Annotated in this window: 16 protein-coding genes; 4 read left to right on the forward strand and 12 right to left on the reverse strand. The window is 63.4% G+C overall.

Annotated features, from left to right (window positions below):
• Nucleotides 1–6: 6 nt before the first annotated feature.
• The 6 genes from NKI35_RS06580 to NKI35_RS06605 form a co-directional block, all read right to left on the reverse strand.
• A complete protein-coding gene (locus NKI35_RS06580; RefSeq protein ID WP_023682240.1) occupies nucleotides 7–801 on the reverse strand; it encodes an FAD binding domain-containing protein in 795 nt (264 codons plus the stop codon).
• Nucleotides 802–816: 15 nt separating this feature from the next.
• Nucleotides 817–1,260, reverse strand: coding sequence for an SRPBCC family protein (locus NKI35_RS06585; protein ID WP_023682239.1), 444 nt, complete (start codon nucleotides 1,258–1,260; stop codon nucleotides 817–819).
• A 112-nt stretch (nucleotides 1,261–1,372) separates the two neighbouring features.
• On the reverse strand, nucleotides 1,373–2,200 hold the full coding sequence (locus tag NKI35_RS06590) for an AraC family transcriptional regulator (protein ID WP_023673046.1): 828 nt from the start codon (nucleotides 2,198–2,200) through the stop codon (nucleotides 1,373–1,375).
• 150 nt (nucleotides 2,201–2,350) lie between these two features.
• Complete coding sequence (locus tag NKI35_RS06595) at nucleotides 2,351–3,121, reverse strand: SDR family oxidoreductase (protein WP_031197944.1); 771 nt, start codon at nucleotides 3,119–3,121, stop codon at nucleotides 2,351–2,353.
• Nucleotides 3,122–3,160: 39 nt separating this feature from the next.
• Nucleotides 3,161–4,159 carry an ABC transporter permease gene (locus NKI35_RS06600; RefSeq protein WP_023673048.1) on the reverse strand — a complete coding sequence of 333 codons (999 nt, stop codon included), beginning with the start codon at nucleotides 4,157–4,159 and terminating at the stop codon, nucleotides 3,161–3,163.
• Between the two features lie 41 nt (nucleotides 4,160–4,200).
• Nucleotides 4,201–4,941, reverse strand: a complete 741-nt coding sequence (locus tag NKI35_RS06605; RefSeq protein ID WP_023682237.1) for an ATP-binding cassette domain-containing protein — start codon at nucleotides 4,939–4,941, stop codon at nucleotides 4,201–4,203.
• Between the two features lie 465 nt (nucleotides 4,942–5,406).
• On the opposite strand from NKI35_RS06605, the gene NKI35_RS06610 reads away from it, so the two are divergent.
• Both NKI35_RS06610 and NKI35_RS06615 read left to right on the forward strand, forming a co-directional pair.
• Complete coding sequence (locus tag NKI35_RS06610) at nucleotides 5,407–6,396, forward strand: sugar-binding protein (protein ID WP_023673050.1); 990 nt, start codon at nucleotides 5,407–5,409, stop codon at nucleotides 6,394–6,396.
• A gap of 179 nt (nucleotides 6,397–6,575) precedes the next feature.
• The gene (locus NKI35_RS06615; protein ID WP_023682236.1) at nucleotides 6,576–7,358 is read left to right on the forward strand and encodes a FadR/GntR family transcriptional regulator; all 783 of its coding nucleotides are present in this window, start codon (nucleotides 6,576–6,578) and stop codon (nucleotides 7,356–7,358) included.
• Nucleotides 7,359–7,376: 18 nt separating this feature from the next.
• On the opposite strand, the gene NKI35_RS06620 is transcribed toward NKI35_RS06615, so the two are convergent.
• The gene (locus NKI35_RS06620) at nucleotides 7,377–8,315 is read right to left on the reverse strand and encodes an NAD(P)-dependent oxidoreductase (RefSeq protein WP_023682235.1); all 939 of its coding nucleotides are present in this window, start codon (nucleotides 8,313–8,315) and stop codon (nucleotides 7,377–7,379) included.
• A gap of 117 nt (nucleotides 8,316–8,432) precedes the next feature.
• Between NKI35_RS06620 and NKI35_RS06625 the strand changes: the two genes are divergently transcribed.
• Together NKI35_RS06625 and NKI35_RS06630 are read left to right on the forward strand one after the other, a co-directional pair.
• Nucleotides 8,433–9,323 carry an NAD-dependent epimerase/dehydratase family protein gene (locus NKI35_RS06625; protein WP_023682234.1) on the forward strand — a complete coding sequence of 297 codons (891 nt, stop codon included), beginning with the start codon at nucleotides 8,433–8,435 and terminating at the stop codon, nucleotides 9,321–9,323.
• A 107-nt stretch (nucleotides 9,324–9,430) separates the two neighbouring features.
• Nucleotides 9,431–10,207, forward strand: a complete 777-nt coding sequence (locus tag NKI35_RS06630; protein ID WP_023682233.1) for a FadR/GntR family transcriptional regulator — start codon at nucleotides 9,431–9,433, stop codon at nucleotides 10,205–10,207.
• Between the two features lie 140 nt (nucleotides 10,208–10,347).
• Here the strand turns inward: NKI35_RS06630 and NKI35_RS06635 are convergent, their stop codons facing one another.
• From NKI35_RS06635 to NKI35_RS06655, 5 genes are all read right to left on the reverse strand, one after another.
• Nucleotides 10,348–11,454 carry a Gfo/Idh/MocA family protein gene (locus NKI35_RS06635; protein WP_352739166.1) on the reverse strand — a complete coding sequence of 369 codons (1,107 nt, stop codon included), beginning with the start codon at nucleotides 11,452–11,454 and terminating at the stop codon, nucleotides 10,348–10,350.
• Nucleotides 11,455–11,486: 32 nt separating this feature from the next.
• Nucleotides 11,487–12,323 carry an ATP-binding cassette domain-containing protein gene (locus NKI35_RS06640; protein ID WP_023712088.1) on the reverse strand — a complete coding sequence of 279 codons (837 nt, stop codon included), beginning with the start codon at nucleotides 12,321–12,323 and terminating at the stop codon, nucleotides 11,487–11,489.
• Nucleotides 12,320–13,435: an ABC transporter permease gene (locus NKI35_RS06645; protein WP_023725420.1), complete on the reverse strand. Its 1,116-nt coding sequence runs from the start codon at nucleotides 13,433–13,435 to the stop codon at nucleotides 12,320–12,322. The genes NKI35_RS06640 and NKI35_RS06645 overlap by 4 nt, the downstream gene beginning before the upstream one ends.
• A gap of 157 nt (nucleotides 13,436–13,592) precedes the next feature.
• Nucleotides 13,593–14,561 (reverse strand): rhizopine catabolism ABC transporter substrate-binding protein, encoded by a 969-nt coding sequence (locus NKI35_RS06650; protein WP_023687959.1) that lies wholly within the window; start codon nucleotides 14,559–14,561, stop codon nucleotides 13,593–13,595.
• A 63-nt stretch (nucleotides 14,562–14,624) separates the two neighbouring features.
• Nucleotides 14,625–15,536 carry a polysaccharide deacetylase family protein gene (locus NKI35_RS06655; protein ID WP_352739168.1) on the reverse strand — a complete coding sequence of 304 codons (912 nt, stop codon included), beginning with the start codon at nucleotides 15,534–15,536 and terminating at the stop codon, nucleotides 14,625–14,627.
• Nucleotides 15,537–15,655: the final 119 nt, after the last annotated feature.

The raw sequence follows: 15,655 nt of genomic DNA on the forward strand, positions 1-15,655 counted from the left end.
CGGTGGTTAAGTAAGCAGCAGCCGGCCGAGATGGACCGGGAGAACCTCGGCGCGATACCAGGCGCTGGCGATCGGATCGGTGATTGGCGAAGTGCCTTCACCGGCTGCAGCCAGCGCCGCTGCGACGCCGTCCTGGTCAAGCCTGCTGCCGATCAGTGCCTTTTCCGCAGCGCGGGCGCGCATCGGCCGGTCTGCCATGCAGCCGAGCGCGATCCGCGCCGAGGAGACAGTGCCGTCGCCGGCCTGTTCGAGAACAGCGGCGATGCTGAGCACCGAGACGCCCTTCGGCTTGACCCGCGACACTTTCAGGAAGCGGAAATTCTCGGCCTTCGGCAACGCGAAGGCGACTGATGTGACGATGGCGCGGCTGCCGTCCCGCCAGGCCAGAAAATCCTCGATAGGCAATTCCCCATCATCGGTGGCGACCGTCGCATCCAACGCCAGCAGGGCGACAGCGAAATCACCGTAGGGCGCCGGTGCGAACAGATTGCCGCCGACAGTCGCCATATTGCGGATCGCCGGGCCGCCGACGGCGCGCGCAGCCCTGGACAGCGCCGCAAGCTCGGGATGGCGGGCGATGGCCGCCATTTTCACCGAAGCTCCGATGCGGACCTTGCCGCCGGCAACGGTGATCCCGGAGAGGGCCGGATCAGTCGAGCGGACGAGGCCGGTGACGGAGACATCGCCTTCATTGGCGGCGCGCACGACCAGCGTGCCGCCGCCGAGATAGCGGGTGCCGGGCGCCTTCAGCGCCGCGTTGGCATCCCTGACGGCCGAAAAGGTCTGGAGGGCAAGCGCCATGGCAGTCTCCCTGGTTCAGCTCTGGCCAGAAAAATGGCTCTTCAACGCATTGAAGCCACCCTGGAAGACATTGGCGGCCATGCCGGCGGCGATCTTGTCGGCCTCTTCGGGCGCCGCGTCGAAGCTCGCGGTCCATTCGGCATAGGTGCGATCGCCATCGGTCACGCGGCGCAATTGCAGCGTCGCCTTGTGATTGGTCAGCGGCTGCGGCGTCTCCAGGATGGAGTAGCTGACGCGGAAATTCGCATCGGAGAAGTCGAGCAGTTTTTCGCGGATACGCGCGCCGCTGGCGAGCTCGAAATTACGCACGCAGCCGATGGTTTCGGCGCTCTTGCCGTCTTCGATATGGCTCTTGACCATGCGCGGATGCCAGCCCGGCAGGCCGTTGAAGTCGCGGATGCGCGCCCAGACCTTTTCGACCGGCGCGTCGATGACACTGGAGACGGTGACTTCGGCCATATGATCATTCCCCTACGAATTCGATACGCAGCAGGGTAGGGCGGCGGCCGGTGCTGCGCTTATCAATGGGTCTTGCGGCCCTATCAAGGAGTCTGAAAAACGAACGGCCCGTTCAGGCCATGGCACGCGCCGCTTCGCGGTAAAGCGTCGGCGGCACGCCGACATGGTCGCGGAAGAAGCGCGAGAAATTGCCCTGGGTGGTGAAGCCGAGATTGCAGGCGACCGAGATCAGCGGTTCCTGCGACCACTGCAGCTGCCGCACGGCTTCCTCCATGCGCAGCGTGTTCCAGTAGACATTGGGCGTCAGATTGGTCTGTTCCTTGAATAAAGCAAAGAAGTGCGGCCGCGACAGGCCGACGCTGCGGGCGACGTCGTCGAACGAGATGCGTTCGCAGACATTGGCCTTCATCAGCTGGATTGCCTTGCGGACGCGGAAATCCTGCATTGTGTTGACCCGGATCCGCGCCTCCTGCGGCGCCGAGGCGTCGGCGGCGTCGAGCAGGCTATCGATGAAGCGCTCGATCTCGTAATTGGCGACGTCGTCGATGCTTTCATTATCGCTCAAATGGTCGAGCAGGTTGGCGGCGGCCTGGTGCAGCCAGGGTTCGAGCGTGATCGCAGCCTGTGCAAACAACGGCGCCGACGAAGGCAGGTCGCGGCGCCGGCGCGCCCAATCCGGATCGATGTAGAAAGCGAGGAACAGGCCGGGCCTGCCGTTCTGCGACAGAATGTGGCTGTGCGGCTGGTAGGAATTGATGCCGGCGGCGGTGCCGGGACCCAGCGGCACCGTCTCGCGGCCGACGGTCATCTCGCCGGCCGTGCCCTCCAGCCAGATGATGATGTGGGCCTCGACATGCGCATGGGTGACGAAGTCGCTGGCGACATTCAGGACAGAAACATGTCCGAACCGGCCCCAATAGAGCCTGATCGCGTCCGTCATGGGTTATACCTCCCGCAGACGACTGGCCTCCCTTCGCCTGCGACGGGATTGTGCGGCTGAGTTCGGGCTCGCGTCAAGGCGCGGGGCGAAAGCCGCTGTGTGCTGCCGGCCGTAGTGGTGGATTTTCAGACTGAGCGATAGGGTTTCCCGTCAAACCGAAGCCGTCATGCCGCCGTCGACATAAAGCGTATGGCCGTTGACGAAGGATGAGGCGTCGGAGGCGAGGAACACGGCGGCGCCGATCAGTTCGTCGACATACCCCCAGCGGCCAGCCGGCGTGCGCTTTTCCAGCCAGGCGGAGAATTCCTGGTTGTCGACCAGCGCCTGGTTCATCTCGGTGCGGAAATAGCCGGGGGCGATGGCATTGACCTGCAAGCCGTATTTCGCCCAGTCGGTGCACATGCCACGTGTCAAATTGCGGATTGCGCCCTTGGTGGCCGTATAGGGCGCGATGTTGGGCCGGGCGAGTTCGCTCTGCACCGAGCCGATGTTGATGATCTTGCCCTTGCCGCGCGCGATCATATTGCAGGCGACCGCCTTGCCGGCATGGAAGGCGCCGGAGACATTGGTCTTGAACAGCCGCTCCCACTGCTCCTCGGGAAAGTCCTCGAGCGGGGCGCGAAACTGCACGCCGGCATTGTTGATTAGGATATCGATGGCGCCGATCTCGGCTTCGATGCGGGCGACATCGGCATCGACCGCGCGAGAATCCGTCACGTCGAAGGTCGAGGGGTGCGCTTTGAAGCCGGCATCGCGCAAGCCGGCGACGGCACCGGCAACCTTGCCGGCATCGCGGCCGTTGAGTACGACACTTGCGCCATGCTCGGCAAGGCCGCGCGCCAGCGCCAGGCCGATGCCTTGGCCGGAGCCCGTAATCAGCGCCAGCCGGCCGTTGAGGTCGAACAGGGATTTCGATGTCAAAGCAACGGTTTCCAGCCGAAAGATTCAGTCCAAAAACATTCAGTCATTGCGCCTGAAGTTGCGGATCCGGTCGAACAGCACCGCGAGCAGGATGGCGCCGCCGATGAACACGCCTTGCCAGAAAGCATTGATGCCGAGCAGACCAAGGCTGTTGCGGATCACTTCGATGAGCGCGGCACCGACAATGGCGCCGAAAGCGGTGCCGACGCCGCCGGCGAGATTGGCGCCGCCGATCACGGTGGCGGCGATGACCTGCAGTTCCATGCCGGTTCCGAGATTGGTGGTGACGGCGCCAAGCCATCCGGTCTGGATGATGCCGGCAATGCCCGCCGCCAGCGCCGAGATCATATAGACGGCGACCTTGATCTGCTTTACCGGAACGCCGGTCAGCGTCGCCGCGTGCTCATTGCCGCCAATGGCGAAGATGTGGCGGCCAAACTTGGTCCAGCGCAGCGTGAAGCCGGTGATCAGCGCCAAAAGGATCATGTAGAGCACCGGATTGGCGATGCCGAACACCCAGGCACCGCCGCCCAGCGCCAGAAGCTTGTCGTGATCGGGGCCGAACTGGAAGACGACGGTGTTGTTGGAGGCGACCATGGCGAGGCTGCGGGCAATCGACAGCATACCGAGCGTCACCACGAAGGGTGGAAAGCCGAGATAGGCGATCATGATGCCGTTGAAGGCGCCTATGGCGAGCGCGGTGGCGATCGAGGCGAGGATGCCGACTTCTATGGAGTAGCCGGCATGCATGGTGACGGCCAGCACCATCGACGACAGGCAGAGCACCGAACCGACCGACAGGTCGATGCCGCCGGTGATGATGACGAAGGTCATGCCGAGCGCGATGATGGCGACGAAGGTGATGTTGCGGGTGATGTTGTAAAGGTTCTTCGACGTGGCGAAGGCGTCGGTGGCAAAAGACAGGAACAGGCAGGCCAGGATGACCGCGATCACCACCCAGAAGGTCTGGCTGGCAAACAGTCTTGCCGGCAAGGATTGTTGTTTTTGTTCGATCGGCTGGTCAATTGTCAGTGCCATCGTCGACCTTCATGTGCTGTGCGTGGTGAAATTCGCTGAGATCAAACCTGTTCGATGGCGCCGGTGATCAGCCCGGTGACTTCCTCGGGCGAACTTGACGCAATCGTCTTGTCGGCGACCTTGCGGCCGCGCCGCATGACGATGACGCGGTCGGCGACGGTGAACACGTCAGGCATGCGGTGGCTGATCAGCACCACTGCGATGCCTTGGTCGCGCAAATGGCGGATCAGGTTCAGCACTTCGGCGACCTGGCGCACCGAGATCGCGGCCGTCGGTTCGTCCATCAACACGATCTTGGCCTGCGACAGCATGGTGCGGGCAATCGCTACTGCCTGGCGCTGGCCGCCCGACATCTGCTTGACGAGGTCGCGCGGACGGGTCTCGGACTTCAACTCGGCGAAGAGCTGGCCGGCGCGCTTGTACATGGCGGCATAGTCGAGGATGCGTAAAGGGCCGAGGCCGCGGCGCAATTCACGGCCGAGATAGACATTGGCGGCGGCGGTCAGATTGTTGCACAGCGCCAGGTCCTGGTGGACGATCTCGATGCCGTGCTGGCGAGCTTCCGCCGGCTTGTGCAGGATCAACTCCTTGCCGTCCATGCGCATGACGCCATGGCTGGGGCGGAAATTGCCGGCGATCATCTTGACCAGTGTCGACTTGCCGGCGCCGTTGTCGCCCATCAGGCCGACCACCTGTCCGGGCTCGATCGACAGCGATACGTCGTTGACCGCCTGGATGGCGCCGAAATGCCTCGAGATATTGGTGAGTTCGAGAACCGCCACCAGTCTTTGCCTCCCCGTGTTTTGCGACCCGCTGCTGTTCCCGGCGTGAATGCCGGCGCTGCTTTGGCCCCGCTCTCCCCATCTCCTCCCGGAAACAGCGTCAGCGTTCTTTTACGCAAAAGCCGGCGCTCGTCAATCAATTGTCGGACGAATTGAAGCGTTGGTCATCCAAAAATCCGTTTTGTAGGACAAATAGCATTGACGTTGGCCGCAAGCCGATATTAGCTAAGCGTCGGAGGAGATTATGCCGATGCCGCTGGCGGTTAGCCGGGCGGAATCGGCGGAGGTTATCGGTCGAGGTTGCGGCGCCACCCATGTGTTGAGCCGGGCCAATGCCGCATCTGGAAATGCTTATCGATCTGTCTTGGCGACACGAGTGCTCGTGAAACGAACCTCGGTCATTAAGCATCCGGTCGATCTGTGTGGCGGGCACGCCGTGTCCGTCTGTTTCAAGGGAGGACTGACATGAGGAAAACACTTTTGCTCGCCGCCGTCGCCGCCATGGCGCTGGGCGCCGGGCCGGCTTTGGCCAAGAAACAGCTCGTCATCGTGGTGAAGGGTCTCGACAATCCATTCTTCGAAGCCATCCACCAGGGTTGCGAGAAATGGAACAAGGAAAATGCCAGCTCGGAATATGAATGCTTCTACACCGGCCCGGCGTCGACCTCGGACGAGGCCGGCGAGGCGCAGATCGTTCAGGACATGCTGAGCAAGGCCGACACGGTGGCAATGGCGATTTCGCCATCCAACGCGCCGCTGATCGCTCAGACGATCAAGACCGCCAATCCGACGATCCCGATCATGACGCTCGACGCCGATCTCAGCAAGGAAGATGCCGCGCTGCGCAAGACCTATCTCGGGACCGACAACTATTTGATGGGTCACAAGATCGGCGAGTACATCAAGAAGGGCAAGCCGAACGGCGGCACGATCTGTACCATCGAAGGCAATCCCGCGGCCGACAACATCCTGCGCCGGGCGCAGGGCATGCGTGACGCGCTGTCGGGCAAGGAAGGCCTGGCGGCACTTGCCGGCGAAGGCGGCTGGACCGAAGTTGCCGGTTGCCCGGTGTTCACCAATGACGACGGCGCCAAGGGCGTGCAGGCGATGACCGACATCCTCGCCGCCAATCCCAAGCTCGACGCCTTCGGCATCATGGGCGGCTGGCCGCTGTTTGGCGCACCGCAGCCCTATCGCGACCTGTTCGGGCCGCTCAAGGACCGCATCGCCAGCAACGACTTCGTCATTGGCGCCGCCGATACGATCGGCGATGAAGTGGCGATCGCCCGTGACGGCCTTGTGACCGCTCTGGTCGGTCAGCGGCCGTTCGAAATGGGCTACAAGGCACCATCGGTGATGATCGACCTGGTCGAAGGCAAGGCGGTCGCCGATCCGGTGTTCACCGGCCTCGACGAATGCACCAAGGACACGGTCGACACCTGCATCCAGAAGTAGGTTCTCGATTTCGGGGCGCCCTTTGACGGGCGCCCCGTCTCTTCCCGGACGGACGCAACGGTTGGGGCAGCAGGCTCCGGCTTTGACACGCCTGTAGTTTGGATTTTCGGCAACGAGATCGGCGCGCCGTGCAGGTTCGGACCATTCCGGACGCAGACGGCCGACGCATTGGAACGTGAATGCCGGACGAGAAATCAAAGAAGCGAGCCGAGCGGGCCAAGGCACAAACCAGCCTCGGTCCGGCTGTCATGCGCAGGGCCGGTGCCGCGCATTTTCCGGGAGCGAGCGTCCATGTCTCGCTGGCCGGCGAGATTGGCCTCAGGATCGTGCGCGGCGACTATCCGCCCGGCACCATTCTGCCCAACGAGGCCAAATGGGCCGAGACCTTCGATGTCAGTCGTTCGGCGGTGCGCGAAGCCATCAAGATGCTGATGGCCAAAAGCCTGCTGGCTTCACGGCCCAAGATCGGCAGCTGGGTCGAGCCCAGGGAACGCTGGAACCTGCTCGACCGCGATGTGCTGGCCTGGTACGCGACCGGGCCGGACCGGGAGGCCTTCCTGCGCACGGTGCAGGAGTTCCGTCACATCATCGAGCCGGAAGCGTCGGCCTTTGCCGCCACGCGGCGCAGCGACGAGCAGATGGACGAGATCAGCCAGGCCTGTCGTGAGATGGGCGAGGCTCTGAACCTGCAGGAGCGTATCCGCGCCGATACGCGTTTTCACCTCGCCATACTGCGCGCCTCGGGCAACGATCTGCTGGTGCCGCTTGGCGTTCTGATCGAGTCGGCGCTCGATCATCTCTTTGTCTTCGTCACACGCGAGACCAGCGATCAGCGGCGGGCGCAGGCGCTGCATGAGGCGATCGAGAAGAACATCCGCCTCCAGCGTCCTGCGGCCGCGCGCAATGCGGTGCACAAACTGCTCGCCAACACCGACGATGTTATCGGCCGGTCGAGGCGCTGACACAGGCTTTTCGCCACCTCAAATCGTCTGCTTCTTGCCATCCTTGCTGGGCATCAGGTCGACGCCGTTGACCTTGCCGATATATGTCGCCAGCATCGGCACGAATTGCTCGGCCGGGCCAGTGGCATGGGCACCGGCGAAGGAGTTCTTGGTGGCGTTGCCGAGCGGGTTGGCGATGCCGGCCGCACCCGCCATCGATTCCAGATAGGTCAGGTCCTTGAAGGCGTTGGCGATGGTGAATTTATGCGCGTCGCGGTCGCCCTCCAGCGTCCAGCGCATGAAGGTCTGGTAGAAGCCGCAATCCATGCGGCCGTTGCGGATGACGCTGTCGAAACGCGGTGGCGAGATGCCGACCTTTTCGGCCAGCGCCAGCGCCTCGGAATAGATCGCGGCATAGCCCAGCGAGATGAAGTTGTTGAGCAGCTTCATGCGGTGGCCGTCACCTGTATCGCCAATATGGACGATGCGGCCGGCCCAGGTTTCGATGACCGGCTTCACACGGGCAAACAGCGCGTCGGGCGCGCCGACCATGGCGTCGAGCGTGCCTTCCCAGGCTTCCTTCGGCGTGCGGCTGAGCGGTGCATCGACGAAGTCGACGCCGATCTCCTTCAGTTCCGCCGCCAGCGCCACGGTCGAGACCGGATCGGCGGTCGAGCAATCGACGACAACCGAGCCTCTTTTCAGGCCCTCCTTGAGGCCGCCGGGGCCACGGATGATGGCTTCGACCTCGCGCGAGCCGGTGACGCAGATGAAGACGATATCGGATGCCGCTGCCACCTCACGCGAGGTGGCCACTTCCTTCGCACCGCGGCCAGCCAAGTCTTCCGCCGGCTTGCGGTTCTTGCGGCCGAGGAAGGTCAGGCCATAGCCCTTGTCGACGATGTTCTTGGCAATGCCGTGCCCCATCAGGCCAAGGCCGATAAAGCCGATCTTTTCGCTCGCGGCGGTCGTGGTCATGTCTTGAAGTCCTGTTGCGATGATTGATATTGGGCGCCGCCGTCTTGCGGGCGAGGGTGGTTGCGGAATGCCATATTGTCTGACAATACACAGAAATCCTAGGCATTGGAGACGAAAATGACGAAGCGGATCATGTTCACCGGCGGCAGCGGCAAGGCCGGTCGCCATGTCGTGCAATATCTGATCGAACAGGGCTGCCAGGTGCTCAACATCGACACCAAGCCGCTCGACAATCCCAAGGTACGCACGCTGATCACCGACATCACCGACAGCGGCCAGGTGTTCAACGCGCTGTCGAGCTATATGGGTCTGCACGAATTCGACCCGTCGCTGCGCCCGCAGCCGGTCGATGCCGTGGTGCATTTCGCCGCCATACCGCGCATCATGATCACGACCGACAATGAGGTGTTCCGCATCAATGCGATGGGCACCTACAACGTCATCGAGGCGGCGGTGAAACTCGGCATCCCCAAGGTGGTGATCGCGTCCAGCGAGACCACCTATGGCGTGGTGTTCGCCAACGAACCGCGCGACCCCAAATATTTTCCCCTCGATGAAGAATACGACGTCGATCCGATGGACAGCTATGCTCTGTCCAAGGTCGTCAACGAGCACACGGCGCGCGCCTTTGCGCAGCGCAACGGCACCGATATCTATGCCTTGCGCATCGGCAACGTCATCGAGCCGCACGAATATTCGCTGTTTCCGAAGTGGTTTGCCGATCCGGGCTTTCGCAAGCGCATCGCCTGGAGCTATGTCGACGCGCGCGATCTCGGCCAGATCACGCTGCGCGCCGTTGAAACGGACGGGCTCGGCTTCCAGGTGTTCAACGCGGCCAATGACGATACCTCGTCCGACCTGCCGACAGCGGAACTTTTGAAGCGGTTTTACCCCGACGTGCCGGTCAAGGCGGAGCTCGACGAATACGAGACGCTGCTTTCCAACCGCAAAGCCAGGGACATGCTTGGCTTCCGTCCCGAGCACAGCTGGCGCAAATACGTCAAATAGGCCGGCCGGGGGCAAGGTTGCGACCTGATCTGTGCACAGCCGCAGCCTTTGCCGTCAACGTCCTGCCCTTTGCTTGACAGCTTCCGAAATCCGGACTTTGTGGAGGCATGAGGGACGGAAAGCCGAATAAGGGAAAGATGCCTGAAAAGGCGGCATCCGCAGAGCGCCCGGCGACCCTTCGCCGGGCTGACGCGGCCCGGATGCCCGGCACCAGCGTGCATGCGTCACTGGCCAGCGAAATCGGGCTTCGGATTGTGCGCGGCGACTATCCGCCGGGCACCATCCTGCCCAATGAAGCCAAATGGTCCGAAACCTTCAACGTCAGCCGCTCGGCGGTGCGTGAGGCGATCAAGATGCTGATGGCCAAAAGCCTTCTGGCATCACGCCCTAAAATCGGCAGCTGGGTGGAGCCCAGGGAGCGCTGGAACCTGCTCGATCGCGATGTGCTCGCCTGGTACGCGACCGCGCCCGACCGTGAGGTGTTCCTGAAGACGGTGCAGGAATTCCGCCACATCATCGAGCCGGAAGCGACTGCCTTCGCCGCCATGCGACGCACCGAGGAGCAGATGGCCGAGATCAGCCAGGCCTGCCGCGAGATGGGCGAGGCGTCGAGCCTGCAGGAGCGCACGCGCGCCGACACACGCTTTCATCTCGCCATCCTGCGCGCCTCCGGCAACGATCTGCTGGTGCCGCTCGGCGTGCTGATCGAATCCGCCTTCGATCATCTGTTCACCTATACGACGCGCGAACTCGACGATCTGCAGCATGCACAGCAACTGCACGAGGCGATCGAGAAGGCCATCCGCCTGCAGCGGCCGGATGCGGCCCGCAACGCGGTGCGCAAGCTGCTCGCCAATACAGACGGCGTCATCAACACCCGGTAGGATGTGCTGATATTCAGGTGAGGCCGGCCTGCAAACGCCGGCTTTCGCGCTTCACGTACTTAAGTACGCTCCGCTCCGGTTCTCGAAACCCAATGTGTTCGGCGCGGCCTGACCTGAATCTCAACACATCCTGCGAGCGCTCAGCCGGCCTGCGAAGTGGCCAAATGCTGCCTGGTCAGCGCGATCAGCAGCGCCTGGTCGCGGGCGGCGTGCTCGGGGCGGTTGACCACCTCGTCGCGATTGACGATCGCACCCCAGAAGCCGCGCAGTTCCTCGACGAAGGCTTCGCCGTATCCGGCGCGCAGATCCCTGGTCGACAGTGTGTGGCCGTCCGAGGTCTTCACAGTCAGCGGGGTCGGGTGATGGTTGAGCCAGGGCGAGGGGAATTCGAGCTCGAGGCTGGCATCGTCGAAGAACAGCGTGATGCGCTCCTTGTAGTCGGCGAGCTTCGGCACGGCCAGATGCGTCATCGTCCACAGCGCCTGGCCGCCCAGCAGCTTCACCGCACCCTGGCCGCCATCGCCATTGGCGAAGATCTGCGCGCCTACGACCTCGCCCTCCGGCACGCCGAGCGCGTCGAGCAGGCCGTGCACGGCATTCACATCGTGAATCAAGGCGGAGCTGTAAGCGCCGGTAAATCCACGGAAAGCCAGATCGGTCATGGGCTGGCCGATGGCGCGCTCGACCTGTTGTTTCTGCTTGCTTTGAGCTGCGGCAATCAGGTCCTTGGGAATATCGTTGCCGCGGACATAGCGCTGGTGGGCGATGAACGGCCAGGCGTCGGGATCGTTGACCTCGACGGAGACGGACCGCAGCGTCTTTGCCGTGCCGGGCAGCGAGGCCAGCGCCAGCCGGTAGCTCGGATCGAAGCGCTTCATATAGCCGACCTGCATGACCTTGCCGGCCTTGTCGCGCGCGGCGACGATCTCGGCGATTTCCGCCGGGGAATAGCAGAGCGGCTTTTCGCAGAAGACATGCAGGCCGCGCCCGAGTGCGGCCAGCACCTGCTCGTGATGCAGCGGGTCGGGCGAGCCGATGACGACGGCGTCGAGCTTCTGGTCGAACAGTTGCTCCAGCGTTTCGAAATTGGCGATGCCGTGAATTTCGCTGACATATTCCCGCGAAATCCTTGACGGGTCGGCGACGCCGACCAGTTCGAACAGGTCGCCGAGCCGCAACAGATTCGGAATATGCTCGACCTGCGAGATCATGCCGGCGCCGATAACGCCAACCCGTATCCTGCTCATGCTGCTAAAACTCTCTGCAAAGTGTTCCAGGCTCAGGGTGCGGCGGCCGGCCGATTGCCGATCTGCGCCAACAGCCCGGCAATCTCAGCTTCCACCGCCTTCAAATCCTCGCCGCCCGACATGATCGAAATCACCTCGTCGCGCGAGATCTCGGACTTGGCGTATGTGCCGCGATTGCGGCCGCGGTTGAGCAGCGTGAAAGTGTCACCGACAGGGTAGGCGTGGTGGATGTTGTGGCTGATGAAGATCACGGCCAGGCCGCGCATGCGCGCCTCGATGATGAATTTCAGCACCATCGCCGCCTGATGCACGCCGAGCGCCGAGGTCGGCTCGTCAAGGATCAGCACCTTTGCGCCGAAGTGGACTGCGCGCGCGATTGCCACCGATTGGCGCTCGCCGCCCGACAGCGTGCCGACGGCCTGCGTCGGGTCGCGCACGTCGATGCCGATATCGGCCATCGCCTGGCGGGCAATTGTGTTGGCGCGCTCCTTGTCGAAGCGCGAGAAGGGCAGGCGGCTTCTGGTCGGCTCGCGGCCGAGGAAGAAGTTGCGCGTGATCGACATCAGCGAGATCATGCCGAGGTCCTGGAAGACCGTCGCGACGCCGAGGTCCTGCGCGTCGCGCGGGCTGCGGAACGTGACGGGCTTGCCGTCGACGAAAATCTCGCCCTTGGTCGGCCGGTGCACGCCCGACAGAACCTTGATCAGCGTCGACTTGCCGGCGCCGTTGTCGCCCAGCAAGCAGTGCACCTCGCCGGGATAGACCTTGATGTCGATATCTTGGAGCGCGCGTACCGAGCCGAAATTGACCGACACACCACGCAATTCCATGGCTGGCTGGATGGCCGGGGACGGGTTTGGGTAGGTCATTTGCCGCCTCCGCGTCCGAGCGCCTTGAGGCGGATGTAGTTGTTGACCAGCACGGCCATCAAAATGACGATGCCGAGGAAGACCTTGAACCAGTCGGTGTCGATGCCGGTGTAGAAGATGCCCATCTGCACCAGGCCGAAGATCAGCGCGCCGAACAGCACGCCATAGACGGTGCCATAGCCGCCGGTGAGCAGCACGCCGCCGATGACCGCGGCGATAATTGCCTCGAATTCCTTGAGCAGGCCGCGCGTGGTGTCGGCGGAGCCGGCCTCCATCACCTGGATGGTGGCAAGCAAGGTCGCGGCACAGGCGGTGTAGATGAAGAGTGCGATCTTAACCCGGTCGACCGGCACGCCGACATTGCGGGCGGCATTGAGGTCGCCGCCGGTGGCGAAGATCCAGTTGCCGTATTTGGTTTGGGTCAAGACATAGCCGGCAAGCGCTGTCAGTCCGAGCCACCAGACGATCGACATCGGAATGCCGACGACGAAGGGAATGCCGTCGGTACGGGTGGCGATCCAGCCTTGCGTGCCCATCCATTGGAAGAAGCCGGTCAGGAGATGGCCGTTGAACAGGCCCGCGGTTGCCGGGTCCGGCGCGCCGTCGAGGATGTAGGGGATCTGCGTGCGGCCGGTGACGGCGCGGGTGATGCCGATCGACAGGCCGCGCAGGATGTAGAGCGACGCCAGCGTCACGATGAATGAGGGCAGGCGGGTCTTCACCACGATCAGGCCGTTGACGTAGCCGGTGAGGATGGCGACAGCGAAGGCACAGGCGATGCCGCCCCACAGCGGCAGGCCCCAATATTTCACCGTCAGTCCGATGACGACGCCGGCGAAGCCGACCATCGAGCCGACCGAGAGATCGAACTCGCCGGCGATGATGAGAAGGGCTGCGGCCGTGGCGATGATGCCGAGTTCGGCCGCGAGCGTCAGGAAGGTCATCGACCCCTGCAGCGAATAGAGGTTCGACGCACCCGGCAGCAGGGCGAAGATGATGATGGTGGCGATGAGGCCGCCGGCGGCACCGGCTTCGGGCCGGCGCAGCCATTGCGTCAGCCGGCCGGTGCTGGCCAGCCGCTCGTCAGCGCCGGCCGCCCGTTTCGACGTCATGCCGAAACGGTCCTTGCCCAGTACCCCGGGGGCCGGCGCTTCTGGAGGTATCGCCTTGTCTTCCACAACAGCCATTAGGCTCCCCAATCGCTCACTTCGCAATCTCGACCAGAGACGGGGAGCGCATGGCGGCTCCCCGATCCGCTTTGGTCTTGCCTTAGCGGATGCCGTCCTTGGCGAGCGCCAGGATCGCCTTGGCCTTGTCGGGCGAGTCGATGAACAGCGGCCCGGTGTAGGCGTTGTTCTGCGGCCAGAAGCCATGTGTGGCATGCTCGACCAGATAGATCACCGGCAGGTATCCCATCAGATATTGCTGGGCGTCCATGCCGAAGCCCATTTCGCCGGCGACGACGGAATCCAAGACTTCGGGGCTGATGTCGAAGGTGTAGAGCTTGATCTTGCCGAACAATTCCTTCTGCCGGAAGAACGGGATCAGCGGATTGGCGGCGGTGGCGCCGAGCGCGAAGACGGCCTGGGTGTCGGGATGCGCCGACAGATAGGCCTCGGTGCGGCGCTGGATGTCGGCCGGATCGGGCGACACGGTAAGCACTTCGGTGCCGCCGCCTGACGGCTTCAGCCCATCATTCAACCCCTGGCAGCGCTGGTCGAGGCTGACATTGCCGACCTCGTGGTTGATGCAGACGACTTTGAGCGTGCCTTCCTTGGCCAGCCGCTCGCCGGCCTTCTTGCCGGAATCATATTCGGAGACTGTGCCGACGTAGAGAGAGGTGCCGAGTTCGGCGCCTTCCTTCTCGCCGGAATCCAGGACGACCATCGGAATGTTGGCGGCAAGGCCGGCCTTGACCGATTTACCAAGCGCATTGGCGTCGGCAATGGAGACGGCGATGCCGTCTGGATTGGTGGCGATGGCCGCGTCGAGCAGGCGGGCCTGCTCGACCACGTCGAACACTTGCGGCGCATAATATTCGACCTTGGCGCCGGTGAGCGCCGCCGCATCGTCGACGCCGCGCTTGACCACCGACCAGTAGGGATCGGAGGCCGAGCCATGCACCACGAAGGTGATGCGGACATCCTTCGGGTCCTTCAGGCCCGCGGCCTGCACGACGCCCGCCAGCATACTCATCGAGACAAGCGCGCCGAGCGCCAGTTTCAGAACAGTCTTCATGTCATTCTCCCATTGTCGTTGCAGTTCCAATTCCCTCTTTGCGCCTCGGCCGACCGGATCGGCTTACGGTGCTGCCCGGGTGGCCGCTTTGCGGGCCTTTGCCGGTGTCGATGCCCCGAGCCGTGCACGAAGCTCCTCGCGCAGCGGCTTCATGCCGATGATGTCGATGTCCTGCGCGCCGAGCCAGTCGCGAAAACCCTGGTCGCGGAAGAGTTCATATTCCTCGGTGCGGATATAGGCGGAGCGCGGCTCGATGAGTTCCAACTCGCCCGGCGCATTGAAATGCAGGCAAAAGAAGGTCAAGCCTTCGCGCACCCCTTCGACCAATGCCTTGTAGGCGGGCTCTATCGGCTTGGAGCGTGGACGGCCCCAGGTCGTCTGAATGGCGGCGTCGAAGATGACAAAGCCTTTGGCGCGGGCTTCAGTGACGCCGCGCTGGAACGCCGCTTCGGTGACGCCAACCAGATTGTCGTTGGGCGAATAGGCCGACAGCGTTTTGGTCAACAGCACCGGCAAGCGATATTCCAGGCCGAGCTTGATGTAGACGTCGCAAAACTCGGGCGACAGCGCTGCCCCCATATGGGCGTCAAGATGAGTGACGTCGATGCCGGCGCGGTAGGCGGTGTCGATCTGCGCGCGAAGCTCGGTTTCCACCGCTTGCGGTGCTGCCTTGCGGCGGGTGGTCGCGACATCGGGCCAGAAATAGCCGAACTCGTCCGTCAGGCCGGCCGCGCGCGACGGCGACGTCAGCGGCCGCCATTTGTAGTGCTGCTTTTCGCTGTTCAGCGTCAGGTGGACGCCGAGATCGAGCCGGGGATCGGCGGCTGCCGCTTCGGCCATCTCAGGGAACCATGGGCACGGCACCATCACGGCGCCGGAGCTGCAGGCGCCCAGTGCGGTCAGTTCGAGGAAGGCGCTGTTGGCGCCATGGCACATGCCGACATCGTCTTCATGCAGGACGAGCTGTCGCGTCATGGACGGCCACCGTTTTGCCGGCCACCATCTTGCCGGCCACCATCTTGCCGGCACGCCGGTTTCGAGGGTCTTCCAAAGTGTGTCCCGTGCTGCATGGAACCGACCGTTTGCCCAACTGG

Source organism: Mesorhizobium sp. M0676 (genome assembly GCF_040320535.1).
In the GTDB taxonomy this organism is placed as follows: Bacteria; Pseudomonadota; Alphaproteobacteria; order Rhizobiales; family Rhizobiaceae; genus Mesorhizobium.

What these genes read in the sequence shown, in the direction of transcription:
- NKI35_RS06590 (WP_023673046.1), bottom strand. Translation starts at nt 2,200, where the DNA reads ATGACGGACGCGATCAGGCTCTATTGGGGCCGGTTCGGACATGTTTCT.
- NKI35_RS06640 (WP_023712088.1), bottom strand. Translation starts at nt 12,323, where the DNA reads ATGACCTACCCAAACCCGTCCCCGGCCATCCAGCCAGCCATGGAATTG.
- NKI35_RS06635 (WP_352739166.1), bottom strand. Translation starts at nt 11,454, where the DNA reads ATGAGCAGGATACGGGTTGGCGTTATCGGCGCCGGCATGATCTCGCAG.
- NKI35_RS06610 (WP_023673050.1), top strand. Translation starts at nt 5,407, where the DNA reads ATGAGGAAAACACTTTTGCTCGCCGCCGTCGCCGCCATGGCGCTGGGC.
- NKI35_RS06650 (WP_023687959.1), bottom strand. Translation starts at nt 14,561, where the DNA reads ATGAAGACTGTTCTGAAACTGGCGCTCGGCGCGCTTGTCTCGATGAGT.
- NKI35_RS06655 (WP_352739168.1), bottom strand. Translation starts at nt 15,536, where the DNA reads ATGACGCGACAGCTCGTCCTGCATGAAGACGATGTCGGCATGTGCCAT.
- NKI35_RS06620 (WP_023682235.1), bottom strand. Translation starts at nt 8,315, where the DNA reads ATGACCACGACCGCCGCGAGCGAAAAGATCGGCTTTATCGGCCTTGGC.
- NKI35_RS06585 (WP_023682239.1), bottom strand. Translation starts at nt 1,260, where the DNA reads ATGGCCGAAGTCACCGTCTCCAGTGTCATCGACGCGCCGGTCGAAAAG.
- NKI35_RS06625 (WP_023682234.1), top strand. Translation starts at nt 8,433, where the DNA reads ATGACGAAGCGGATCATGTTCACCGGCGGCAGCGGCAAGGCCGGTCGC.
- NKI35_RS06600 (WP_023673048.1), bottom strand. Translation starts at nt 4,159, where the DNA reads ATGGCACTGACAATTGACCAGCCGATCGAACAAAAACAACAATCCTTG.
- NKI35_RS06580 (WP_023682240.1), bottom strand. Translation starts at nt 801, where the DNA reads ATGGCGCTTGCCCTCCAGACCTTTTCGGCCGTCAGGGATGCCAACGCG.
- NKI35_RS06630 (WP_023682233.1), top strand. Translation starts at nt 9,431, where the DNA reads ATGAGGGACGGAAAGCCGAATAAGGGAAAGATGCCTGAAAAGGCGGCA.
- NKI35_RS06615 (WP_023682236.1), top strand. Translation starts at nt 6,576, where the DNA reads ATGCCGGACGAGAAATCAAAGAAGCGAGCCGAGCGGGCCAAGGCACAA.
- NKI35_RS06645 (WP_023725420.1), bottom strand. Translation starts at nt 13,435, where the DNA reads ATGACGTCGAAACGGGCGGCCGGCGCTGACGAGCGGCTGGCCAGCACC.